At 62.7% G+C, this 23,668-nt stretch carries 19 protein-coding genes; 1 reads left to right on the plus strand and 18 read right to left on the minus strand.

What is annotated here, in order from left to right; all coding sequences use genetic code 11:
- Positions 1-142 precede the first annotated feature (142 nt).
- The 12 genes from mutS to H8S23_RS00730 all read right to left on the minus strand — a co-directional run bounded on the left by mutS (position 143) and on the right by H8S23_RS00730 (position 16,628).
- Complete coding sequence (gene mutS / locus H8S23_RS00675) at positions 143-2,743, minus strand: DNA mismatch repair protein MutS (RefSeq protein WP_186886393.1); 2,601 nt, start codon at positions 2,741-2,743, stop codon at positions 143-145.
- Positions 2,744-2,973: 230 nt separating this feature from the next.
- Positions 2,974-3,378, minus strand: coding sequence for a YlbF/YmcA family competence regulator (locus tag H8S23_RS00680; protein WP_186886394.1), 405 nt, complete (start codon positions 3,376-3,378; stop codon positions 2,974-2,976).
- A 244-nt stretch (positions 3,379-3,622) separates the two neighbouring features.
- Positions 3,623-5,008: a tRNA (N6-isopentenyl adenosine(37)-C2)-methylthiotransferase MiaB gene (gene miaB / locus H8S23_RS00685; protein ID WP_186886395.1), complete on the minus strand. Its 1,386-nt coding sequence runs from the start codon at positions 5,006-5,008 to the stop codon at positions 3,623-3,625.
- An 82-nt stretch (positions 5,009-5,090) separates the two neighbouring features.
- Positions 5,091-7,919, minus strand: coding sequence for an excinuclease ABC subunit UvrA (gene uvrA / locus H8S23_RS00690; RefSeq protein ID WP_186886396.1), 2,829 nt, complete (start codon positions 7,917-7,919; stop codon positions 5,091-5,093).
- A 2-nt stretch (positions 7,920-7,921) separates the two neighbouring features.
- On the minus strand, positions 7,922-9,892 hold the full coding sequence (uvrB, locus tag H8S23_RS00695; protein WP_186886397.1) for an excinuclease ABC subunit UvrB: 1,971 nt from the start codon (positions 9,890-9,892) through the stop codon (positions 7,922-7,924).
- A gap of 528 nt (positions 9,893-10,420) precedes the next feature.
- On the minus strand, positions 10,421-10,951 hold the full coding sequence (locus H8S23_RS00700; RefSeq protein ID WP_186886398.1) for an FmdE family protein: 531 nt from the start codon (positions 10,949-10,951) through the stop codon (positions 10,421-10,423).
- Positions 10,952-11,018: 67 nt separating this feature from the next.
- Positions 11,019-12,158, minus strand: a complete 1,140-nt coding sequence (locus H8S23_RS00705; protein ID WP_186886399.1) for an iron ABC transporter substrate-binding protein — start codon at positions 12,156-12,158, stop codon at positions 11,019-11,021.
- Between the two features lie 184 nt (positions 12,159-12,342).
- Positions 12,343-13,095 (minus strand): ABC transporter ATP-binding protein, encoded by a 753-nt coding sequence (locus tag H8S23_RS00710; RefSeq protein WP_186886400.1) that lies wholly within the window; start codon positions 13,093-13,095, stop codon positions 12,343-12,345.
- Positions 13,092-14,201: a FecCD family ABC transporter permease gene (locus H8S23_RS00715; protein WP_186886401.1), complete on the minus strand. Its 1,110-nt coding sequence runs from the start codon at positions 14,199-14,201 to the stop codon at positions 13,092-13,094. Before H8S23_RS00715 ends, H8S23_RS00710 begins: the two co-directional genes overlap by 4 nt.
- 8 nt (positions 14,202-14,209) lie before the next feature.
- A complete protein-coding gene (locus H8S23_RS00720) occupies positions 14,210-14,713 on the minus strand; it encodes a flavodoxin family protein (RefSeq protein ID WP_186886402.1) in 504 nt (167 codons plus the stop codon).
- Positions 14,710-15,519, minus strand: coding sequence for a class I SAM-dependent methyltransferase (locus H8S23_RS00725; RefSeq protein WP_186886403.1), 810 nt, complete (start codon positions 15,517-15,519; stop codon positions 14,710-14,712). The genes H8S23_RS00720 and H8S23_RS00725 overlap by 4 nt, the downstream gene beginning before the upstream one ends.
- Before the next feature lie 428 nt (positions 15,520-15,947).
- Positions 15,948-16,628: a JAB domain-containing protein gene (locus tag H8S23_RS00730; protein WP_341479894.1), complete on the minus strand. Its 681-nt coding sequence runs from the start codon at positions 16,626-16,628 to the stop codon at positions 15,948-15,950.
- Positions 16,629-16,802: 174 nt separating this feature from the next.
- Between H8S23_RS00730 and H8S23_RS00735 the strand changes: the two genes are divergently transcribed.
- The gene (locus tag H8S23_RS00735; RefSeq protein WP_186886405.1) at positions 16,803-17,789 is read left to right on the plus strand and encodes a pseudouridine synthase; all 987 of its coding nucleotides are present in this window, start codon (positions 16,803-16,805) and stop codon (positions 17,787-17,789) included.
- A gap of 140 nt (positions 17,790-17,929) precedes the next feature.
- On the opposite strand, the gene H8S23_RS00740 is transcribed toward H8S23_RS00735, so the two are convergent.
- The 6 genes from H8S23_RS00740 to H8S23_RS00765 form a co-directional block, all read right to left on the minus strand.
- A complete protein-coding gene (locus tag H8S23_RS00740; protein WP_186886406.1) occupies positions 17,930-18,331 on the minus strand; it encodes a GyrI-like domain-containing protein in 402 nt (133 codons plus the stop codon).
- Positions 18,332-18,394: 63 nt separating this feature from the next.
- Positions 18,395-19,417: an ADP-ribosylglycohydrolase family protein gene (locus tag H8S23_RS00745; RefSeq protein ID WP_186886407.1), complete on the minus strand. Its 1,023-nt coding sequence runs from the start codon at positions 19,415-19,417 to the stop codon at positions 18,395-18,397.
- 6 nt (positions 19,418-19,423) lie between these two features.
- On the minus strand, positions 19,424-20,389 hold the full coding sequence (locus H8S23_RS00750) for a carbohydrate kinase family protein (protein ID WP_186886408.1): 966 nt from the start codon (positions 20,387-20,389) through the stop codon (positions 19,424-19,426).
- A gap of 34 nt (positions 20,390-20,423) precedes the next feature.
- Positions 20,424-21,449, minus strand: coding sequence for an ADP-ribosylglycohydrolase family protein (locus H8S23_RS00755; protein WP_186886409.1), 1,026 nt, complete (start codon positions 21,447-21,449; stop codon positions 20,424-20,426).
- Positions 21,450-21,463: 14 nt separating this feature from the next.
- Positions 21,464-22,486, minus strand: coding sequence for an ADP-ribosylglycohydrolase family protein (locus H8S23_RS00760; RefSeq protein ID WP_186886410.1), 1,023 nt, complete (start codon positions 22,484-22,486; stop codon positions 21,464-21,466).
- Positions 22,487-22,673: 187 nt separating this feature from the next.
- Positions 22,674-23,594, minus strand: a complete 921-nt coding sequence (locus tag H8S23_RS00765) for an ABC transporter permease (RefSeq protein ID WP_186886411.1) — start codon at positions 23,592-23,594, stop codon at positions 22,674-22,676.
- Positions 23,595-23,668: the final 74 nt, after the last annotated feature.

Genomic DNA, 23,668 nt, shown 5'->3' on the forward strand with positions numbered 1-23,668 from the left:
TGCGGCCAAGACCGCGAAGCCCCCGCTGTGCCGGGCTGCGCCCCTGCGCAGAGGGCCCTGCGCGCCTTTGCGCTCACGGCAGCTTCCCCGCGCCGGAGAGGAAGCCCGCGCACCGGCAGCGGCGCTGTGCGCGCCCTTGCGCTCACGACAGCTGCTGCTTGATCTCATACAGGGTGTTCAGCGCCTCCAGCGGCGTGAGGGTCTCCACGTCCAGGGCCCGCAGCCGCTCCATCAGGGCGGGCGGCGCCTTTTCCTCCTCAAACCGCTCGTAATTGTCAAATCCCAGCTGCATCACCGGGTTGGGGGTGGTGGTGCTGTTCTCCAGCACCCGGAGCACCTCTTTGGCCCGGGCGATGATCTCGTCGGGCAGGCCGGCCAGTTTCGCCACCTCGATGCCGTAGCTGTCGTCGGCCGGGCCGCGCACGATGCGGCGCAGAAAAGTGATGTCGTCGCCGCGCTTCTTGACCGCGATATTGTAATTTTTTACCCCGTCGATGGCGTTTTCCAGGTCGGTCAGTTCGTGGTAATGGGTCGCGAACAGCGTTTTGCAGGCAAGACGTCCCGATTTTGCAGCGATGTGCTCCACCACCGCGCGGGCGATGCTCATGCCGTCGAAGGTGGAGGTGCCCCGGCCGATCTCGTCCAGCACCACCAGGCTTTTGGCCGTGGCCGATTTGAGGATCTCCGCCACCTCGGTCATCTCCACCATAAAGGTGGATTTGCCCGCCGACAGATCGTCGGAGGCCCCCACCCGGGTAAAGATGCTGTCCACGACCCCCACCCTTGCCGCCTTGGCCGGCACAAAACTGCCGATCTGCGCCATCAGGCAGATCAGGGCGTTCTGCCGCATATAGGTACTTTTGCCGGCCATGTTGGGGCCGGTGATGATGAGCATGCGGTTCTCATCGCAGTCCAGCACCGTGTCGTTGGGCACGAACAGCCCTTTGCCCATCTGCTCCACCACCGGGTGGCGCCCCTCGGTGATGACCAGCTCGTCGCCGCCGTCCACCGCGGGCCGAACGTAACTGTTTTTGACCGCGGCCTCTGCAAAGCCCGCCAGCACGTCCAGCTTCGCCAGCGCGGCGGCCGTGGCCTGGATGCGCACCAGCTCGGCCGAGACCTGGGAGAGCAGGCCGTCGAACAGCTCGCGTTCCAGCACGATCAGCCTTTCGCTGGCCCCTAGGATCTTATTTTCCAGCTGTTTGAGCTCGTCGGTGATATAGCGCTCGGCATTGGCAAGGGTCTGTTTGCGCACAAAGTGCTCGGGGACGGGGGTGGTGACCGCGCGGGAGATCTCTATGTAATAGCCAAAAACCCGGTTATAACCGATCTTCAGTTTTGGGATGCCGGTCTCCTCCCGCAGTTTTGCCTCAAGATCGGTCAGATATCCCTTGCCCCCGTGCATGATGTCCCGCAGTTCATCCACTTCCGGATCGTAGCCGGGGCGGATGACGCCCCCGTCTTTCAGGGTGGAGGGAGCTTCCTCGTCCACCGCCGCCTCAATCAGGGCGCGGATGTCCTGCAAAGGGTCGATGCCCGCCTGCACGCCGCGCAGCGCATTGCTCTCGCAGCCCGCCAACAGGGCCAGCAGGTCGGGCAGCCTGGCGCAGGTGGAGGCCAGCGAGAGCAGCTCGCGCGGTGTGGCGGAACCGTAGATGACCCGGGTCATCAGCCGCTCCACATCAAAAACATGGGACAGGGCGTCCCGCAGATCAGCGCGCAGCACGTTCTTTTTATAGAGCTCCTCCACCCCGTCCAGCCGCTCGTTGATGGCCTCCGGGTCCAGCAGCGGCTGTTCGATCCAGCCGCGCACCAGCCGCTTGCCCATGGCGGTCTGGGTCTTGTCCAGCACCCACAGCAGCGTCCCCTTTTTCTCGCGTCCGCGCATCGTCTCGGTGAGTTCAAGGTTCGCGCGGGTGACGGGCGAAAGCTGCATATACTGGCTGCCCGAGTAGACGTCCACTGTTTTCAGCCGTTCGATGCCGCGCTTTTGCGTGCCCGCCAGATAAGCCAGCAGCGCGGACAGGCTGTAAAAGGCCGGGCTGTTTTTGCGCACCCCGGCCGTGTGCTCATAACCGGGCCCAAACTGCCCGCGCATGCGCTCCTCGGCGGCTTTCGGCTCATAGTCAGTCTCGTCCAGAAGTTCTACCGAGCAAGCCATATGGTCTTTGACATAGCCGGTGACCTGTTTGTGCTTCAAAATCTCGCTGTTGAACAGCAGCTCGCTGGGGGCAAAGCGGCACAGCTCGCCGATGATGCCCCCGTCCAGGTCCCCCTCGGTGAGCTGCGTGACGTGGCACACGCCGGTGGACACGTCTGCAAAGCAGACCCCCGCTTCCCCGCCGCGCAGAAAGATGGAGCCGATATAGTTGTTTTTCGCGTCGTCCAGCATGCTGCTTTCAATGACCGTGCCCGGCGTCACCACGCGGATGATGTCCCGCTTGACCAGCCCCTTGGCCTTGGCCGGGTCCTCCATCTGCTCGCAGATGGCGACCTTGTAGCCCTTGGCGATCAGCCGGGCAAGGTAGGTCTCGCAGGCGTGATAGGGCACGCCGCACATGGGCGCCCGCTCGTCCTGTCCGCAGTCCCGCCCGGTAAGGGTCAATTCCAGCTCTTTGGACACCAGGATGGCGTCGTCAAAGAACATCTCGTAAAAATCCCCAAGGCGGAAAAACAGGATCGTGTCCTTGTACTGCTCTTTGATCTCAAAATACTGCTTCATCATGGGAGAAAGCTCTGCCAAACCGCGCACCACCTGTCAGAATGCAGGCAGCCGGACCCATCGCGCGTCCCGCCGCCCTGTCGGAAATTTTAAAATGAAAAAAAGGAACCGCAGGAGCGCCCCGTGAAACTGCCGCGGAACGCCCCTGCGGCGTCGTTCTGGTCAAGATCCGCCGCGCCTGCCGCGCAGCAGGGCCGCACCGCTCCGGCGGGACGGTCCCCCTGCTCTTTTTGCCGCCGCGCCGCTGTTTATCAGTGGCAGCCGCTGCAGCCGCTGCAATCGCCGCCGCAGGAGCTGGGCTCCTCCACCGTCATCGGGTCGCCCCCGTTCACCGCGGTGGTCAGGATGGCGTTGATATACTGCATCAGGCTATCCATTTCATTTTTGGCCTCGTTGTATGCCTGCATGCTCTCATTGTTCATGACGTCCGTGTAAATGCTCTGTATTTTCTCATTGAGCTCCGTGATGCGCTCTGCGTTTTTTTCCTGCTTGCTCACCTCGTTGTTGAGGTCGATGCGCGCCAGGTTGAACTCGCCGATCTGCTGCTGCAGCTCCTCGTCGGCGTCGTTCATGCGGCGGGCGTTTTCCAGCACCAGATAGCGCTGGTCCTTCTGCAGCTCCAACGCGAGCGCCCTGACCTGATCAATGATATCCATATTCGATCTCCTTTACATGAAATAAAATTTGAAAGCCGCGGACCGAAACAGCCCGCAAACTGCTTTTTTGCCAAAAATGCAGCAAAAAGATCTGCACGCGGCGGGCTTTGGCCGGCAGTGCAGCCGATCGCGCCGCCCCGCTGCATTTGCCCAAAGACGTTTTTACCGTCCTGCGGGACCAGGCCGCCAAAAACCGGCGCACGCTTTTCCCTGCCCCTGCCGAAAGCGCCGGGCCGGCGCGCGCTCACCGCGCCTCAAGGCCGCCCTGCAGATAAATGCCCTTGCTGCCGGTGACCTTTACCTGTGCAAAGCTGCCCACCAGGGCCGCATCGCCCTCAAATTCTACCACCAGGTTATTGTCCAGCCGGCCGGCCAGCTGGCCCGGCTGACGCCCGGGCCCCTCCACCAGCACTTTGAAGCTGCGCCCTGCCAGCGCTGCGGCCTCCTCGACGGCGATCTCCTCCTGCAGCTTGATGAGCCGGTTGATGCGCTGCGCCTTGGCCGCATGGGGGGTATCGTCCTCCAGCAGCGCCGCTTTGGTGCCGGTGCGTTTTGAAAAAATAAAGGTAAACAGCTGGATATAGCGTACTTCCCGCACCAGCTGCACGGTCTGCTCAAAATCCTCTTCCGTCTCCCCCGGAAAGCCCACCATGACGTCGCTGGAAAAGGTCATCTCAGGCACGGTGCGCTTGGCGTAGTCGATCAGCCCCTTGTACTGGGCGACGTCGTATTTGCGGTTCATCTGCACCAGGATGCGGTCGGAGCCGCTCTGTACCGGCAGATGCAGGTTTTTGCAGATCTTTTCGTGGGAGGCGATGGTGTCGATCAGCTTGCGGCTGGCGTCCTTGGGGTGGCTGGTCATGAACCGCAGCCGGAAATCCCCCTCCTGCTCTGCCAGCAGGGCCAGCAGGTCGGAAAAATCGATCTTCTTCTCCAGTCCCTTGCCGTAGCTGTTGACGTTCTGCCCCAGCAGGGTGATCTCCCGGTACCCGCTCTGCACCAGGGTGCGGAATTCGGCCAGGATGTCCTCCGGGGTGCGGCTGCGCTCCCGCCCGCGCACAAAGGGCACGATGCAGTAAGAGCAAAAATTGTCACAGCCGTACATGATGGGCAGCCAGGCCTTGAACGTGCTGTCCCGGTGGATGGGCAGATTTTCAATGATGTCATAGCGCTCCGCCGGGTCCATGAGCACCCGCTTTTTGGCGCGGATGCGCTGGGCCAGCAGCCCGGGCAGCCGATCGATGGCGTTTACCCCAAAGACCACGTCCACATAAGGGTAGCTCTGCTTGAGCTTGTCCACCACCTCACGCTGCTGCACCATGCAGCCGCCGATGGCGATGAGCAGCTTTGGGTTTGCCGCTTTGAGGGGCTTGAGCGCGCCGATGTTGCCGTAGACCCGCTGCTGCGCATGCTCGCGCACCGCGCAGGTATTGAAGACCACAAGGTCGGCCCCCTCTGCCCGGTCGGTCAGGCTGTAGCCCGCCTGCTGCAGCACGCCCTTGATCTTTTCGCCGTCGTTGACGTTCTGCTGGCAGCCGAAAGAGTGGACGTAAGCCGCGGGAACGTGGTCGTAATAGTTGCCGATCTCGTCGATCACGCGGTCGAGCTCTGTAAAATCCTGATACTCCAAAGCTTCACCTCCATCATTTGATTATACACCTTTTTGCGGTTTTGCACAACTTACCCGTCCCGCCCGCCGCGGCGGGCGCCCGCTACTTTTTTGCCAGCATGGGCTTCAAATACTGCCCGGTATAGCTGTGCGGGTTGGCAGCCACCTGCTCCGGCGTGCCGGTGGCGACGATCTCGCCGCCCGCATTGCCGCCCTCCGGCCCAAGGTCGATGATGTGGTCGCTGACCTTGATGATGTCCAGGTTGTGCTCGATGACGATCACCGTGTTGCCCGCGTCCACCAGCTTCTGCAGCACCTTGATGAGCTTGTGCACGTCGGCGGTGTGCAGGCCGGTGGTGGGCTCGTCCAGGATATAGACCGTCTTTCCGGTGCTTACCCTTGCCAGCTCCAGCGCCAGCTTGACCCGCTGCGCCTCGCCGCCGGACAGCGTAGTGGCGCTCTGGCCCAGCTTGATATATCCCAGGCCCACGTCCACCAGCGTTTGGATCTTGCGCTTGATGCGCGGGATGTTCTCAAAAAACACCACCGCCTCCTCGGCGGTCATATCCAGCACATCGTAAATGTTTTTGTCCTTGTACTTGACCTCCAGCGTCTCCCTGTTGTAGCGCCGGCCCTTGCAGACCTCGCAGGGCACATAGATATCCGGCAAAAAGTGCATCTCGATCTTGATGATGCCGTCGCCCTCGCACGCCTCGCAGCGCCCCCCCTTGACGTTGAACGAGAACCGCCCCGAGTTGTAGCCGCGCATCTTGGCATCGGTGGTCTGGGCGTAAAGGTTGCGGATATCGGTGAACACGCCGGTATAAGTGGCCGGGTTCGAGCGCGGGGTGCGGCCGATAGGCGACTGGTCGATGCCGATGACCTTGTCGATCTGCTCCATGCCCTCGATCTCCTGAAAGCTGCCCGGGCGCAGTTTGGCGCCGTTGAGGTCGGCGGCCAGCTTTTTATAAAGGATATCGTTGACCAGGCTGGATTTTCCGCTGCCCGAAACGCCGGTGACGCAGGTCATGACCCCGAGCGGGAACTCCACCGTAATGTCCTTGAGGTTGTTCTGGTTCGCCCCCACGATGCGCAGACGCCCGCCCGTGCCGCTGCGGCGCTTTTCGGGCACCCTGATCTTTTTTTTGCCGGACAGATACTGCCCGGTAATGGAGCGCGGCTCGGCCATGATATCCTCCACCGTGCCGCAGGCCACCAGTTCCCCGCCGTGCACGCCCGCCCCGGGGCCGATGTCCACCACATAGTCGGCGGCGCGCATGGTGTCCTCGTCGTGCTCCACCACGATCAGCGTGTTGCCCAGGTCCCGCAGCCGCTTGAGGGTGGCGATCAGCTTGTCGTTATCCCGTTGGTGCAGGCCGATGCTGGGCTCGTCCAGAATATACAGCACCCCCACCAGATAAGAGCCGATCTGGGTCGCCAGGCGGATGCGCTGGCTCTCGCCGCCGGACAGGGTCTGGGCGTTGCGGGCAAGGGTCAGATACTCCAGGCCCACGCTCTGCAAAAAGCCCAGCCGTTCCCGGATCTCTTTGAGGATGCGGTCCCCGATCAGGTGCTCGCGCTCGGTGAGCGCGATCCCGTCCAAAAAGGCGAGCTCTTCCTTGACCGACATCTGGGTGAAGCGGCTGATGTTGATGCCCCCCACCGTGACGGCCAGCGAGGTCTTTTTCAGCCGGTCTCCGTGGCAGTCCGGGCACTCGACACCGGTCATGAACCCAGCGATCTCGTCCTTCGTCCACTCGCTGCTGGTCTCGCGGAAGCGCCGCTCCAGGTTGTTGACGATCCCCTCAAAATCAGTGGTATAGCGCCCGGTGCCGCTGTCCGTCTCCCGGTAAAGGGTCAGTTTTTCCCCTTTGGTGCCGTAGAGCAGGGCCTGCACCGCCTCTTTGGACATCTCCTTGATGGGGGTGTCCAGCGTAAAGCCGTACTTTTGGCCCAGGCCTTTGTAGTACATCTCGCCGATCGAGCCGGCCGCATAGTACCAGCCGCTCGCCTTGATGGCCCCCTGCCGGATGGAGAGGTTTTTGTGGGGCAGGATCAGCTCCGGGTCCACCCGCATAAAGGTGCCAAGGCCCGTGCAGGTCTCGCAGGCGCCGAAAGGGTTGTTGAAGCTGAACATGCGCGGAGCCAGTTCCTCCACCGAGACCCCGTGCTCCGGGCAGGCATAGTTCTGCGAAAAGGTCATCTCCTCGCCGCCGATCACATCCACGGTGACGATGCTGCCGGTAAGCCCCAGCGCTGTCTCAAGGGAATCCGCCAGACGGCTGCGCACGTCCTCGCTGATCACCAGGCGGTCCACCACGATCTCGATGGTGTGCTTGATGTTTTTTTCCAGCTTGATCTCCTCGTCCAGCTCGTACATGTTGCCGTCCACCCGCACGCGCGCAAAGCCGCTGCGGGCCGCGGCGTCAAACTCTTTTACATGCGTGCCCTTGCGCCCCCGCACCACCGGGGCCAGCACCTGAAAGCGGGCGCCCTGCGGCAGCTTCAGGATGGCGTCCACCATCTGGTCCACCGTCTGCTGATGGATCTCGCGCCCGCAGATGGGACAGTGCGGGATGCCGATGCGCGCGTACAGCAGGCGCAGGTAATCGTAGATCTCGGTGACCGTGCCCACAGTGGAGCGCGGGTTGCGCGAGGTGGTCTTCTGGTCGATGGAGATGGCCGGCGACAGCCCCTCGATGGAGTCCACGTCCGGCTTGTCCATCTGGCCCAAAAACTGACGCGCATAGCTGGACAGGCTCTCCACATAGCGGCGCTGGCCGTCGGCGTAAATGGTGTCGAACGCCAGGCTGGACTTGCCGCTGCCGGACAGGCCGGTCATGACGATCAGCTTTTCGCGCGGCAGTTCCACGTCGATATCTTTCAAATTGTGTTCTCTGGCGCCCTTGATGATGATCTTATCTCTGCTCAAAATTATTTGCCCTTTCTCAGTTTTTCGATGCGGTCGCGCAGGAAAGCGGCCTGTTCAAACTCCAATATCTTGGCCGCCTCTTTCATCTCGCGGGTCAGCCGTTCGATAAGCTTTTCCTTTTCCGCCTTGCTCATGCGGTGGCCGCGGTTCTCCTCGTCGTCGGTGGTCGAGATGCCGATGCTGTCCCGGATCTCCTTTTTGATCGTGGTCGGCACGATGCCGTGCGCCTCGTTGTAGGCCATCTGGATGCGGCGGCGGCGGTCGGTCTCGGTGAGCGCCCGCTCCATGCTGGGGGTGACGGTGTCGGCGTACATGATGACCTTGCCCTCGGCGTTGCGGGCGGCCCGGCCGATGGTCTGGATCAGGCTGGTCTCGCTGCGCAAAAAGCCCTCTTTGTCCGCGTCCAGGATAGCCACCAGCGTCACCTCGGGCAGGTCCAGCCCCTCGCGCAGCAGGTTGATGCCCACGATCACGTCGATGGCGCCGGTGCGCAGGTCCTTGATGAGCTCCATGCGCTCAAAGGTGTCCACCTCGTGGTGCATATATTTCACCTTGACCCCGTGTTCGGACAAAAAGTCGGTGAGGTCTTCAGCCATCTTCTTGGTCAGGGTGGTGATGAGCACCCGTTCGCTCTTTGCCACCCGCTCGTTGATCTCGGACAGCAGGTCTTCGATCTGCCCCTCCACCGGCTTGACGATGACTTCCGGGTCCAGCAGGCCGGTGGGGCGGATGATCTGTTCGGCGATCTGGACCGAGCGCTCCCGCTCATAAGGGCCGGGGGTGGCGCTGACATAGATGATCTGGTTCAGCTTGTCCTGTACCTCGTCAAAGGTCAGCGGCCGGTTGTCATAGGCCGACGGCAGCCGGAAACCGTAATCGATGAGGCTCTGCTTGCGGGCATGATCGCCGCCGTACATGGCCCGCAGCTGGGGTAGCATGACGTGGCTCTCGTCCACAAAAAGCAGAAAATCGTCGGGAAAATAGTCCAGCAGCGTGCAGGGGATGCTGTGCGGGGCGCGGCGGGACAGCACGCGCGAGTAGTTCTCAATGCCCTTGCAGGTGCCCACCTCCTGCAGCATTTCGATGTCATACATGGTGCGCTGGGCGATGCGCTGCGCTTCGATCAGCTTGCCCTGATCCGTAAAGGCCTTTACCTGTGCAGCCATCTCATCCTGAATGTCCCGGATGGCCTCCTGCATCTTCTCCTTTGGCACGATGTAATGGCTGGCCGGAAAGATGGCCACGTGCTTGACCACGGCCCGGCGCTCGCCGGTGAGGGCCGTCACCTCGCTGATGCGGTCGATCTCGTCGCCGAAAAACTCCACCCGGATGGCCACGTCGTTTGCATAGGCCAGGTTGATCTCAACGATATCCCCCCGCACCCGGAATTTGTTCCGGGTAAAGTTGATGTCATTGCGCTCGTACTGCAGGTCCACCAGACGGGAGAGCAGCTCGTCCCGCTTCATCCTCATGCCCGGCCGCAGCGAGATGACCATGCTGCGGTAATCGATGGGGTCACCCAGGGAATAGATGCAGGAGACGCTGGCGACGATGATGACGTCCCGCCGCTCTGACAAAGCGGCGGTGGCCGAGTGGCGCAGCCGGTCGATCTCCTCGTTGATGGCGCTGTCCTTTTCAATGTAGGTATCGGTGGAAGGAATATACGCCTCCGGCTGGTAATAATCGTAATAGCTGACAAAATATTCCACTGCATTTTCCGGAAAAAATTCCCGAAACTCGGTGCAGAGCTGGGCTGCCAGCGTTTTGTTGTGCGCCAAAACCAACGTGGGCCTGTTCAGATTTTGGATGATATTGGCCATGGTAAAGGTCTTACCGCTCCCGGTGACCCCCAGCATGGCCTGCTCCCGATACCCTTTGAGCACGCCCTCGGTCAGCTTGGCGATCGCCTGCGGCTGGTCCCCCGTCGGCTGATAGGGCGCGACCAGTTTAAAGGGCTTGTACTCTTCGTCCATTGCCCCGCCTCCCTGTTCCCCCCGGCGGGCGGCCGCGGCCGTCTGCAGGAGAGATCTATAAAATTTGTGTGGATCAGGCTTTAAAAGCGTCCTGTGTCATGCTACCATTAGGATGGTACGGATCCCGTCTTTAAATTCGTATTCTGCGAACGCATCGCCCCGGCGGGCAGACAAGACCCCAATGTTATATTATAGCACGATAGGGCTGGTTTTTAAAGCTCTGTCCGCGTAAAATAATTGCCGCCGGGCCGGTTTCCGCCTGCAAAGCCTCGGCCTATGGTCAAAAAGGGGATAACCGCAAGGTTATCCCCTTTTTGATCGCGGCGCAGGGCCGGGGACGTCCCCCGCTCCCTGTGGCCCCGGCTCCTGTGTTTTTTCAGTGCTGTTTTTCCGGCCCGCGCGGCGCCGGGCCCGGCGCTCCCGTTTTTTTCAGCCTCCGGCCCCTGCGGCGCAAAACGGCCGCGGCCAAAGCATCCGGGCGCGGCGCGTCCCGCTGCGCCCGTCGCTGACGGAGCGCTTCTTTCTTTTTCAGACGCGGAACCGGTCGTACTGACGGCAGCAGTCGACGCACAGCTTTTTGCCGCCCCTCAGCCTGATCCAGTTTGCCCCCGCGGTCTCGCCGCAGCTTTCACAGACATAGGAATCAAAGATCCGGGCCTCTTCCGGCAGGTCGATGCGGGTCTTTTTTACCTCGAACAGCTCGGCGGGCCTGCGGCTCTGATAGTATTGGAACGACTCCTCCCGGCTCATTTCCCGAGGCTTATTTTTCAATACCAGACGAACAGAGCGGCCCGATCTACGGTCATAGAACGAGAACGCCTGTTTGCCCGTCATGTGAAACAGCAGATTGCCTTTCCCGATACTGCAGCCCAGGAGCACCTGGATGGCGTCCACGCCGCAGGCGTCATTTTCCGAGATGCAGACGACCTGTTCGTCGCTGGAAAAGGTGAGGCCGAGCAGTTCTGCCGCATACAGGGCCGCCTGATAACCGATGGTCAGGCCGCCGCATTCGTGCCCGTGAAAAGCCACGCATTTTTCCCAAAGTTTGTTGCTGTCCATTTTTTCATTCTCCTTATCTTATTGCACAATGGCCGGCAGGCGTTCCGGCCGCCGGCCTTTCCGGATCTCAGCCGCCCAGGACGACCCGCTGAAATCCGCCGTAATACTGTGCGGCGATGCGTTCATAGCAATCGATCCCCAAGAAGAACGCCGAGAGCTCGTCAAATTTTTCAGCAGGGTCCACGTCGGCGAACTGCTCCGGGTATAGCACGCTGCCGATGTAATAGGCGTCCGCCAGGGCGATCTCCAGATTGGTGGTGTAATAGTTGAACGGCATCTGCAGATAGACCCTGCCGTCTTTGAACGCGCTGAGCGCCTTGTAGAACTCGGGATCGGCGTCGTAGTCCTCCTGCAGCAGCGACAGGCCGCCGGCGTCGATGACGATCACTTCCGGGTCCATCTCCAGCAGCTTTTCCTTGTCAAGCATCGCATACCCGCTGATGCCGGCTTCCTTGACGACGTTGACGGCATTGAGGGTATCAAAGATCGCATAATCGCCCGTCGTGCTTTCGATCCCGTGAGAGCCGCGGCTGGACTGGCAGCCGAGATATACCGAGGGCTTTTCCGCGACGCCGGCCGTCCGCGCGGTCAGGTCGTTTTTGATCTCTTCAAAATAATCGACCACCACCGCGGCGCGCGCCTCATTGCCCGTGATGCGCCCGATCAGGGACAGCGAATCATATACCGACTGGTCGAAAAGGCGCCCTGCGCCATAGCTGAGGGCGACCACGGGGATACCCGTTTTGGCCTGCAATTCGTCGACGGCGGACACATCAGCCGTATAGCAGGTGAAAATAACGTCCGGCCCGGCGGCGAAGAGCAGCTCCGCGTCGGGCGCGTTTGCCGGGCCGCCGGGGCCGATGAGAGGCTGCTGCGCCGCGTCGGGGATGGACATGGCGTAGGGTCTCCCGTCCTGGCCGGACCGCTCGATCTCCTCCACGCCGACCAGCTGCGCGTCGTCGGCTATGTAACAGTAAAGCCGCAGCGCGCCGGGCCCGATGCAGGCGTAGCCGGAAGTTTCGGCCGGTATCCTCACGCTGCGCCCGAGCAGGTCGGTGACCTCATAATCCGATGCGGAACTGTCCGCACCGCCGCTCTGTGCGGCCGGGGCCGAACTGCCGCCCGCCTGTGCGGGCGACGGGCCGCCGCAGGCGCAAAGGCTCAGCGCCAGCACCGCCGTCAGAAGCAATGCAATTGTTTTTCTCATAAAAAATATCACCCATTCCGCCGCTTTGCGCGGCACCGATTTAAATTATTTTCTCTTCCCGCCGTGCAAAGAGACGCGGGACAGGACGCTCTTGCGCCCCGGGGCAGCTGCGCTCCCGGCATGCAGGCCGCCCCGGCGGGCCGGGGAGCTGCGGCGCAAAGTCGCGCCGCCGTCCCCTTTGCGTTTACTCGGGCACCACCACCCTGCGGCCGCTGCATTCCATCACCGCGGCCCGCACGCCGTACACCTCGCGGATGGCGGCGGTATTCACCGCTTCGGCCCCGCCGTCGGCGTAGACGCGGCCCTCTTTCATGATCAGGAAGCGATCGGCAAAGCGCAGGGCCAGATTGAGGTCATGAATGGTCACCACGGCGGTCAGACCTTTTTCCCGCACGATGGTCCTGATGGTCTGCAGCACCTCCAGCTGGTTCTTCAGGTCCAGGTTGCTGGTCGGCTCGTCAAAAAGAAGCACCGGCGTCTGCTGGGCCAGCGCCCGCGCGATGGCCACTTTCTGCCGCTCGCCGCCGGACAGCTCGTTGACGCTGCGCATGGCGTACCCCTCCAGCGACAAAAGGCCCAGCACCTCCTGCACGATCTCCAGGTCATGGCCCGTCACATCCCATTGAATAAAGGGCTTTCGCCCCAGCAGCACCGCATCGAACACCGTGCTTTCGGAAAATTCGCAGTTCTGGGACACATAACCGATGTGCTTTGCCAGCGTGGCCCCGTCCATTCGGGCGACGTCTTTGCCGCCCACCGTGATCTTGCCGGAGCGGGGCCGGTTGATCCTGTTGATGCAGCGGAGCATCGTGGACTTTCCCACGCCGTTGATGCCCAGCACGGCCAGGATCTGTCCCTCCTCCGCTTCAAAGGAGACGTTCTGCACGATCTCGTGTGTCCCATAGGCAAAACACAGATCTTTGATCTCCAGCTTCATTGGCCTCGTTTTCCTTTCAGCAGCATATAAAAGAACATCGGCGCGCCGAGAAGCGACGTGATGGCCCCCACCGGCAGGATGACGGGCGAGAGGATCGTTCTGGCGCAGGTGTCGGCCAGCAGCAGGATCACAGCGCCCATCAGCGCGGAAGCCGGGATGAGAAAGCGGTGGTCAGAGCCCACGGCCCGCTTCATGATCTGCGGCCCGATCAGGCCGATAAAGCCAATCATGCCCATAAACGACACCGCCACGGCGGTGAGCAGAGCGGAAACCATCAGGCCCCAAAAGCGCACACGGAACGTCTTTACACCCAAACTTTTGGCCGTTTCTTCCCCGTTGGCCAGCGCGTTGTAGTCCCAGCGCATCAATAAAAAGTAAAGGATCGCCGCAGCCGTGACGGCCGTCAGGATCGCCACCTCTGTCCAGGAGATCCGGCCAAGATCGCCGAAAGTCCAAAACAGGGCCGCCGCGATCGCCACGTCGTCCCCAAAATATTGGATCAGCGTGGTGCCGGCGCTGAACAGCGAGCTGAGCGCCACGCCGGCCAGCACGATGGACTCCGGCGAAAACCCTTTCAGCTTTGAGAGGGCCAAAATCAGCAGGATCGCCGCGAAAGAACAGGCAAATGCGCAGATGGTGACCAGATACGGATCGCGGATGGCCACGGCGTCCGACGCGGTGTTCAGCACAGCGCCCGCCCCCAAACCGACGATCGCCACATTCGCGCCAAACGTCGCCGCTGCGGACACCCCGAGCGTGGAGGGGGAAGCGAGCGGATTTTTCAGACAGGTCTGCATCACGCACCCCGCGATGGAAAGCCCCGCCCCGGCGACCACCGCCGCCGCCACGCGGGGCATGCGGATGCGCCAGACGACCACAAAGCCGCGCTCATCCCCCGCCCCGATCACTGTTCTGAACACCTCCCACGGGGATAACGCGGCAGAACCGGCGTTTACGGAAAAGATCATAAATAATATCATTGCGGCAAACAGGCCGGCGATGACCGCCCACTTGCGGCGGATGGCGGTGTGGTATCCCCTGACGCCCCCGCCCGTTTCTCCGGCCCCGTTTTTCAGCCGCCGCTGCTTTTTTGTATTTGCTCTCATACTGCACCTCAGCGGGAAGAAGCCCCGAATAAGGCGTGGGCTTTCAGCGCGATCCTGCGGCCGAACAGATCGCAGAGTTCTTCTTTTTCGGGGATATTTTTCCTCACCACTGTGGGCCCGATATGAATAAAAGGTCTGCCGAACTCGGTTCCACTGGAGTAGACCAGCATGCCTTTGACCAGCAGATGGGTGACCACGCTCAGGATGGCCGCTTCCGCCCCGCCGCCATTGGGGGAATTCTCGGTGGCAAATACGGCTCCCAATTTGCCGCCCAGCCGCACACCCCGATCCGTATCAAACCATTTTTTCATCTGCCAGCACATGCCAGCGCAATAGGTGGGAGTACCAAATATCACAGCGGCGCAGTCGTTGACAAAGTCCGCATCCACTCCACTCTTCAAATTGAACAGACGCACCTCCGTGTCCCCTGCCGCACGGGCGCCGCCCGCGATAAACTCTGCCACCCTCCCGGTGCCGCCGGTCTCGCTGAAATAAATGACGCTGATTTTCATCCATCCATCTCCCAAAAAAAATTGACGAGCGTCGTCTCGGTCCTCTCGGTCACAACGCCGTCGACGCTGATCTGTTCCAGATAGCGCGCGATCTCCTCTTCTGCCGCAGGGGTGAGGGTGCGGAGGCCTTTCAGCCGCCCCAGATACCATGTCTGCGCCTCGGCGACCGTTTTTTGAGACTGCCAGACAGTCCTGCAAAAGGTGACTTCCGGGTCGCAGCCATGCCCCCATACCGTGTCAAAAATGTAGGCGACAGCGGCGTCGTCCCCGCGTCCCGCACAGCCCGCGATCTCCCGCAGGCGGTCGAAAACCCGGTCGGTGCGGCGGGCAGGCCTGCACAGCGCGCAGTATCTTGTCGAGGCCCCCATCATCTTCACCAGCGTGTCGTAATCCGCCACGGCCGGGGTCGTGTGGGCAAACGCCAGATCAAATTTTCCCCTGAACTCCTCCTGTGGGCAGCTGTGCCAGTCCCTCTCCAAAAAAGAGACGTTTGTCCGCTGCGCCCGGGCGGCGCTGCGCCGGGCGGCCTCGATCATTTTTGGCGAAAAATCCACCCCCACCACCTGCTCTGCCTGCGGCGCCAGGGCGATAGCGTAAGCGCCCGCGCCGCAGCCGACGTCAAGGATGCGCGCCGTCCCCGTCAGCGGCACCTTTTGCCGCAGGTAACGCAAAAATCCGTCTTCTTCCATCCCCGCGCCGTCCTCCCGCACATAATCCTGCGCCACGCTGTCCCAGGCGCTGATGCTCGCCGACAGGTCGCCCGTCCTCTCATGACGCCATTTTTTCTGCACATACTCCAGATCCATTCTCTGCTGTCACATCTCCTCGCTGTGAAACCGCCCCCGGCCAGCCGGCCGTGGTCTTCCCCGCCTGCAAAGGCCCGTTTTCAGACAAAAAAAGCCGCTGGAATTGTATTCTTACAATTCCAGCAGCTTTTATAAACTGCGGTTATCTGTTTTCACTATTTTTAGGGCATGGTAGGAATTTGACTTCAGTCAAAAAGCGCACTTCTTATGCGCTTTTCAAATGATAGCATATCGGACGCCGCTTGTAAAGGGCGCGCAGCAAAACGCGCGCCGCGGGCGGCCGGAGATGGGAGAGGGCTTTTTCCCCCCGCGGCAGGTCCGGCTGCTTTTGCGGGCCCGGCTGTGCGCGCGGCGGCCCCGGCCGGCGGCCGCTTTTCGCATTTTTCCGTGCCGCTTTCGCCCCTCCTGCAAGGGGGGGCGTTTTGCCGTCAGGGCCCGGCGGCAGGCAGCAGGCCGCTGTCCGCCATCGAGGTGAACTCGCCGTCCGAGACGATGATGTGGTCCAGCAAACGCACGCCGATCAGGGCCAGCGCCTGCGCGGTCTTTTCAGTCGCCGCCCGGTCGTCTTTTGAGGGCAGCGGCAGGCCGCCGGGGTGATTGTGGGCCAGAATAACGCCCGTGGCGTTTGCCGCGACCGCCTCCTCCACCACTTTCTTGACCGTGATGGGGGCCGCGTTCACCGTGCCCTCGAACAGCTTTGCACAGCGCAGCACCCTGCGCCGGTCGTCCAGCAGCAGCAGATAGACCTCCTCGTTGCGGCTGCCCAGGAACCGGGGGGCCAGATATGCGCCCGCCTTGGCGCTGGAGGTGATGGCCTCGCCCCCGCGGGCGCGGTCGGCGGCATAATAGCCGGCGCAGGCCGCCACCAGCTTGAGCAGGCAGGCGGAGAGCGGGCCCATCCCCTCCACGCCGCAAAGGGCGTCGTAGGGCGCGTCCAGCACCCCGGAAAAGCTGCCGAAGCGCTGCAGCAGGCGGTGGGCGATCTCGTTGGTATCACACCGCCTGTGCGTAAAAAACAGCAGCAGTTCCAGCGCGTTCACCGGCGCAAAGCCGGAGAGTCCCTGATCCAGAAAGCGCTGGCGCAGCCGCTCCCGGTGGCCGTCGTGCACGCTCAAAATTGACACCCCCTGCAAACTGCATTATACTGTTGCCAGTGTTTTTCGGCCCATTGCCCGCGCGGCGGCCCGCTCACCGGCGGCTGCCGTCCCCGCGCGGCAGGCCGTCCAATTTTATTTATTATATCTGAATCTTCTGCAATTTAAAAGAGATCGCGAGGGACCGTTGTGAAAAGTTTTACCGCCGGGCCGAATGAAAAAGGGGTCCGCCTTTCCCGCTTTGTGGAAAAGGTCACCGCCGGGCTGCCTGCCTCGCTGCTGCACAAGAGTTTCCGCAACCGCCGCATCAAGGTAAACGGCAAGCGGGCGGCGGCGGAATACCGCCTGTGCGAGGGGGACCTGGTCGAGCTCTACCTGAACGACGAATTCTTCCCCTGCGCCGCAGAAAAAAAAGCGGCGTCCCAAAAGCGTTCGCCGCTCAGGATCGTTTACGAGGATGAGAACATCTCGCTGCTCTACAAGCCCGTGCATCTTCTCTGCCACCCGGACCGCACCGGCGACGCCAATCTGGTGGACCGGTTTGTGGAGTATCTCAAAGAAAAAGGGGACTATGCGCCCGCCGGGGGCAGCCCGTTCCGTCCGGCGCTCTGCAACCGCCTGGACCGGGGCACCGAGGGTCTGGTGCTGGCCGCCAAGACCTATGCGGCCCTGCGGGACGGCACCGCGCTGGTGCGGGAGGGGCTGCTGCACAAGCAATATCTTTGCATCGCCTCCGGCCGTCCGCCGGAGGGGACGCACACCGCTTATCTGGTAAAAGACGAGGCCAAAAACCGGGTGCGCGTCTTTCGCCGCCTGGCCGAGGGCCGCAAGGAGATCGTCACGGGCGTAAAGGTGCTGGAAGAAAGCCAGGGCCTTTCGCTGTGCGAGATCACCCTGTTCACCGGGCGAACCCATCAGATCCGGGCGCATCTGGCCTTTCTCGGCTGCCCGCTGCTGGGCGATAAAAAATACGGCGATCCACAGCTGAACGCCGGTTTTCCCTCCCTGCAGGATCAGGCGCTCTGCGCTTTCCGGCTCGGCTTTGCCGAAACCATCCCGGCGGAAAATACGCTGCACGGGCTGGCGGGCAAGCGCTTTGAGCTGGAGGACTGCCGCGTTCTGCAGCTTTTCCGGCAGCTGAAAACAGGGGCCGCCCTTACCGGCGGACAGCCCTAGCCGCCGCGCGGCAGCCTGCGGGGGCGGCGGGGTGGCCTGCGGGGCGGCGGGGCGGTCTATGAGGGCGGCGGGGTGGCCTGCGGGGCGGCGGGACGGTCTATGAGGACGACGGCGTGGCTTGTGAGGGCGGCGGGGCGCTTTCAGCGCACGACGTCCCGGGCCTTCTCAAAAACTTTTCCCCGCCGGACACAGGCGCCGCCCGGCCCGATCTTGGCGGCCAGAACCTGTCGCCGGCCGTTCCCCCAGGCCGGTCCAGGAGCTCTTCCTCTCAGCAAAAAGCAGCGGCAGGCCGGATAGCGAAAGACCTCGCAGCCGTCCGGCGCGGCGCTCCGCAGGGGAAAGCCCACCATATTGTCGTTCTTTCCCTTCGCGTCAAAGCCAAAGCAGAGCCCAAGCAGCGGGCTGTCCGGCCCAGCCAGGTGCCGGAGCGCTTTTAGGCCGCCGTCTGCTTTGAGCTGCGGCCAGACGCCTCCGGCTTCGGGCGTGACCCCGCGGACGCCCGCCACGGCAAAGGCGTCCCTGCACACGATCTCGTATTCCAATCCGACGACCTCCCCGCTTGCCGATATGTGCGCTGCCCGCGCCGGCCTGCCGCGGCCCGCGCTTTACCCGCGGTCCGCCAGCGCCTTGACGTCCCGGGCCAGCTGTTCCAGCTCGATGCCGTTTTGGCGCTCCAGATACGGCAGATACTCCGCGGGCATGGAACCCGCGCCGTTCAGCGCGCCCAGAATGCCGCCGATCATGGTAGCCACTGTGTCGGTATCGTCGCCGATGTTCACGCCGCCGCAGATCGCTTCCAGCGTATCCCCCTTGGCGGCGACCATCAGGCCGAACACGGCCGGTACGGCTTCCGCGGCCATCAGCCCGGAGCCGATATAAGCGCCGATCTGGTCGATCGCCTCGTCCATGTCATGGGCGAACAGCCCGATGGCGATCGCCATCTTCATCCGTTTTTCCACGCTGGCCCCGGCGTTGGTGTGCACAGCGCCGCCCAGGCGCTCTCCCTCCCGCGCGCCGTAGAGGCCGGCCTGCACGACGTCGAAAAGGGTTGCTCCCTCCCGCAGGGCGGCGGCGGTGGCGGCGGCCACGGCCGCTGCGCCCGACAGCGCGATCTGGTTGGAATGGGTGAGCCGGCACACCGTGAGTGCGTCCGCGATGGCTTTGTCCAAATCCCCGCCGCTGAACAGGGCGATGGGGGCGGATTTCATGGCCGCGCCGTTGGTGGACTGGCCGTTCTCATTCACTGGCACAAAGCCGTCGGCAGCGGGCACGGCCTCCCCTTTCAGCGCGGCCACATGGGCGCGGGTGGTGGGGCCGGCAAAGCGGGCGAACCATTTTTCCACGCCGGACCACTCCAACAGGGCCTGCTTTGCGACCTCCCCGGTCACCGCGCCGCCGTTGTCGGCAATGGCGCGGGCGGTCACATACGCCACGGAAAAATCATCGGTCACCTGTCCCGGCTCGCTCCCGCGCGCAAAAGTGTCCTTGGGGGGCTTTTCAAACGTCCTCACGTCCCCGCCGAACAGCTCGTGGATCTGCGCCCGGGTGCGGATCTCGGTGGCAGCCCCCATGGCGTCCCCGGCGGCCGCCCCTACCAGGCAGCCCAGTATTTTGTCATATGCGATCATTGTGATCTACCTCCTTTGTTGATCGGTACACAGCGCTTCCCTGCCCAGCAGGTCGGCGTTCTGCCTCATAAAATCCCGCACGTTCTCTTCACTGGTGATGCCGCTGCGCGGCCCCTGGGCCATTACAGCCATGTTGGCCGCCGCAGTGGCAAAGCCGGCGCTCTCCCGCAGCCCCCATCCCTGGCTGAGGCCAAAGACAAAGCTGCTGTTGAAGGTGTCCCCGGCGCCGGTCGTGTCCACGACCGGCACGTCGTAGGCGGGCACTGCAAACCGCCCCTGCCGCGTGACGACGGCACAGCCCTCCTTGCCCAGGGTCTCCACCACGATCTGCACCCCCATGCCGAACAGCCGCCGCAGCAGTTCATCTTCGCTGCCGCCCGCCTGGAACAGCGCCAGGCTGTGTTCGTTGAAAAACGCGGTGTGGACGTGCCTCATGTACTTTTCCCACCCCTCCACATAGGTGGAGGGCTCGTTGTCCAGCACGATCTTCACGCCGTGGGCTTTCATCTCGCAGAACAGCCCCGGCGCATCTTCAAAGCGCTCCATGCACTGCAGCGTGGTGTAGACGAACCCCGCCCCGTTTAAAAAACGCCGCTGCTCATCCTCCAGCCGCAGGCGCCGCTCTTCCCCCTCCACCACAAGGATGGTGCGGTCGGCGCGGCTTTGAAAGATCACGCACTTGCCGTCGTGATGGTCTTCCAGCAGGATCATGCGGGAGACGTCCACCCCGTGGGCTTTCAGATCGTCCAGCAGGAAATCGGTGGTCCCGCCCCTGCCCATCCCGTAAAAGCAATAGGTCTTTGGCCCGTAGCCCGCAAACACGCAGGCGGCGTTGGCGATCATACCGCCAGGCACATTGCCCGCAAACCGGCCGACAAATTTGTCCCCCTCGCGCGGCCAATGCTCCACGGTGTAATACTCGTCGATGCAGGGCCCTCCGATGAACACGACGTAATCTTCGCGTTGCTCCATGACGTTCGTTCCTCTTTTCGAAGTTTGCTCGGGTTCAGCCGGTGACCCGGTCGACCTCTTCCACCGCCTGACGGATATCCATATCATTGACCTCGCTCAGAAACGGCAGGTGCTGCGGCGGGATCTCGCCCGCCCCGGAAAAAGCCCCGCAGAGCGCGCCGGTGATGGCGGCCACCGTGTCGGTGTCGTTGCCGCAGTTCACGCCCATATAGACGCCGTCCATCACCCTGCCCTGCGCCGCCACAAAGAAGCCGAACGCGGCGGGGATGGCCTCGTTGGCGTTGAGGCCTGTGCCCACAATGTCGGTCATCTCCTGCAGCAGCCGGTCAAAGTCGTGCGCATAGCAGGTGCCGATGGTCACGGCCATGCGGATGCGCTGCTCGACGCTGGCGCCCGCAGAGGAGCGCGCGAACCGCCAGGAGCGGGCATAGCCCTCCCGCGCTCCGTACAGGCCCGCTTTCACCACATCCGCCACAGTGGAATTCTGCGCCATGCCGGCCGCCACGCCGGCCGCCACCGCGCAGGCCGCGGACAGCGCCACCGGGTTGTCGTGGGAGACCTGACACATGAGGATAGCGTCGTCGATGGCCTTGTCGAGATTGCCGCTGTTGAAAACGCCTGCGACCCATGCTTTCATGCCCGCCCCGTTGGTGGCCCAGGCGTTGCGGCAGCAGGCATAATCCTGTGCATCGTCCACCGGCTCCCCCTTGCACAGGGCAATGGCGCGCTTGCTGGTGGGGCCGGAATGGTTGATGTAATAGCGGTCGTAGGACGACCACTCAATGAGCGCGTCGGTGGCCGCCTGGCGGGTGATCCCCCCGGCACGGGCAAAGGCGCGGGCGCTGAGATAGCTGACTGAAAAATCGTCGGTAAACTGGCCTTTGGGCTGGCCCGCGCTGAGGGTGTCGGGCAGCGGCAGGCAATAATCCCGCACATAGTCCCCGCCCCCCACATGCTCCTTGATCAGCGCGATGGGCCGCGTCTCGGTGGGGGCGCCCATGGCATCCCCGATCGCACAGCCCAGGAAGGCGCCCATGATCCGGTCATACTTTGTCGTCATCTTCTCATTCCTCCCTACTTCAGCAGCGCGTCGATGCCGAGCGCGAGTTTCTGCAGCTCAAAATCATTCATCTTTTCGATCATCTGCAGGTACCGGGCGGGGATGCGTTCCACCCCGCACAGCGCGCCCACGATATAACCCGCCATACAGGCCACGGTGTCGGTGTCGTCCCCGGCGTTGACCGCCATGTGGATCGTCTGCATGACGTCGCCCGCGGTGGCGGCGATGTAGCCGAACGCCGCCGGCACGGCCTCGTTGGCCGGCAGCCCGCCGCCGATCTCCTCTGAGATCACCGTCATGGCTTTTTCAAAATCGCCCTGATACCGCAGGCCGATCTCCACCGCGCGGCAGATGCGTTTTTCCACGCTGGCCCCGGCGACCGGGCGGGCAAACTTTTCAGCCCGCTTAAACCCCTCGGCTGCGCCGTAAAGGCCGGCCTGGATGACCTCAAAATAGCTCACGCGGCTGTCCATCGCCCGCGCCGTGGCGGCGGCGATGGCGGCGGCGCCCGACAGGGCGATGGTGTTGTCGTGGGTCACCCGGCACATCACCAAAGCGTCGTCGACGGCTTTGTCCACGTCGCCGGCGTCGAACAGGCCCACGCAGCCCACCTTCATCGGCGCGCCGTTGGAGGCGCGGCTGTTGTGGCACAGCAGCCGGTCGTGCTTGTCGGGCGGCAGCGGGATCCCCCTGATCTTGGCGATGGCGGCGCGGGTGGTCGGGCCCGCGCACTGGGAATACAGCGGGTGTTCGCTCCACCGGATCACCGCCTGCGCCGCGACCTCTTCGGTCACCACGCCGCCGTTTTTTAGAATGTCCTCGGCGGAAAAATACGAGACGGAAAAATCGTCGGTCACCATGCCCGCTTTGGCCCAGTGGGCCCAGGTGTCCTCCGGCGGCTGCACAATGTCGGTGACGTAACCGCCGAACCGCTCTTTGATCATGCCCGTGGTGCGGATCTCGGTCGCCGCGCCCATCGCGTCCCCCACGGCGGCCGCAAGCAGCCCGCCGAGGATTTTAGATTGCCGTACAGTCATGCCTTAACCTCCTAAATAGTGACATATTGATATTTTTGCCCCGCCGCAGCGCAGGCGCGGGCCCTCCTCCCGGAAACGCCGCGCCCTTGCCGCTTTTGCGGCAAAATACCGCCCTGCATCCGGCGCGCGGAAAACTCCGTCCCCGCAGCGCCGGGCTGCCGTTTTTTCAAGCCCCGCGGGGCCCCGCTCACGACGCCTCAAAACGCCCAAAGCTTTTGATGTTCTTCAGGTGGGTGAGGAACAGGACCAGCAGCACGGCCAGATAGGGCAGCATGCTGATGACCTGGCTGTAGACATCGAAGCCGGACCAGGTCAGGGTCAGCGCGTCGCAGTAAGCAAAGATAAAGCCGCAGAGCATCGCCTTGAGCGGATTGCCCCCCGCCACCATCGCCGAGGCCAGCACCATAAAGCCGCGCCCGCCCGTCATGTTTTCTGAGAACATGGCCAGCGAATTGAGCGAGATAAAGGTGCCGGACAGGCCCATGCAGGCCCCGGAGAGCAGCATGGCGATCCAGGAATATTTCATCACGCTCACCCCCGCCGTCTCGGCGGCCCGCCGGTTGAGCCCCACCGCGCGGATGCGCACGCCAAAGGGGGTCTTGTACATCACGACCCAGGCGATGAGCATCAGCAGCGGCCCCAGATAGACCAGGATGGTCTGCTGATTGAAAATTTTGCCAAGATACGGGATGTCCCGCAGGATGGGCACGTCGATGGGAGAAAAGCTGACCGCGCCCACATTGGTCGCGCCGCGGGTGTGGAAGATCGCCACCAGCAGCATGGTGGTCAGGCCCCAGCCGCTCAGGTTGAAGCCCACGCCGGTGATCAGACCGTTCGCCCCGGCGTGAAATACCAGCACCCCGTACAGAAACGACAGCACCGTGCCTGCGACCACCCCGAACAGCGCGCCGATAAAAGCGCTGTGGAACAGATAACTGCCCAGCAGGGCGAAGAAAGCCGAGATCATCATAAAGCTTTCCAGCGCGATGTTCATGATGCCCGCCTTGTTGGAAAAGCAGTAACCGGCCAGCCCCAGCAGCAGGGGGGCGCTCAGGCGGAAAGTCGCGCTGAGGGTGATGGTGGAGTACATGGCCTGAATGTATTCCATTTTTTATACTCCTCCTTTCGCAGGGACCCGGGCCCCGCGGGCAAGCGGCCCCCGCCTGCCCGCCCGGCCGCCCG

The sequence above is a fragment of the Anaerofilum hominis genome, assembly GCF_014287275.1.
GTDB classification, from domain to species: Bacteria; Bacillota; Clostridia; order Oscillospirales; family Ruminococcaceae; genus Pygmaiobacter; species Pygmaiobacter hominis.

Excerpts from the sequence above, each read along its gene's own strand:
- uvrB (WP_186886397.1), bottom strand. The coding sequence starts at position 9,892 with ATGGACGAAGAGTACAAGCCCTTTAAACTGGTCGCGCCCTATCAGCCG.
- H8S23_RS00710 (WP_186886400.1), bottom strand. The coding sequence starts at position 13,095 with ATGAAGCTGGAGATCAAAGATCTGTGTTTTGCCTATGGGACACACGAG.
- H8S23_RS00765 (WP_186886411.1), bottom strand. The coding sequence starts at position 23,594 with ATGGAATACATTCAGGCCATGTACTCCACCATCACCCTCAGCGCGACT.
- H8S23_RS00705 (WP_186886399.1), bottom strand. The coding sequence starts at position 12,158 with ATGAGAAAAACAATTGCATTGCTTCTGACGGCGGTGCTGGCGCTGAGC.
- H8S23_RS00680 (WP_186886394.1), bottom strand. The coding sequence starts at position 3,378 with ATGGATATCATTGATCAGGTCAGGGCGCTCGCGTTGGAGCTGCAGAAG.
- H8S23_RS00760 (WP_186886410.1), bottom strand. The coding sequence starts at position 22,486 with ATGACTGTACGGCAATCTAAAATCCTCGGCGGGCTGCTTGCGGCCGCC.
- H8S23_RS00755 (WP_186886409.1), bottom strand. The coding sequence starts at position 21,449 with ATGACGACAAAGTATGACCGGATCATGGGCGCCTTCCTGGGCTGTGCG.
- H8S23_RS00725 (WP_186886403.1), bottom strand. The coding sequence starts at position 15,519 with ATGGATCTGGAGTATGTGCAGAAAAAATGGCGTCATGAGAGGACGGGC.
- H8S23_RS00720 (WP_186886402.1), bottom strand. The coding sequence starts at position 14,713 with ATGAAAATCAGCGTCATTTATTTCAGCGAGACCGGCGGCACCGGGAGG.
- H8S23_RS00700 (WP_186886398.1), bottom strand. The coding sequence starts at position 10,951 with ATGGACAGCAACAAACTTTGGGAAAAATGCGTGGCTTTTCACGGGCAC.
- H8S23_RS00750 (WP_186886408.1), bottom strand. The coding sequence starts at position 20,389 with ATGGAGCAACGCGAAGATTACGTCGTGTTCATCGGAGGGCCCTGCATC.
- H8S23_RS00715 (WP_186886401.1), bottom strand. The coding sequence starts at position 14,201 with ATGAGAGCAAATACAAAAAAGCAGCGGCGGCTGAAAAACGGGGCCGGA.
- H8S23_RS00745 (WP_186886407.1), bottom strand. The coding sequence starts at position 19,417 with ATGATCGCATATGACAAAATACTGGGCTGCCTGGTAGGGGCGGCCGCC.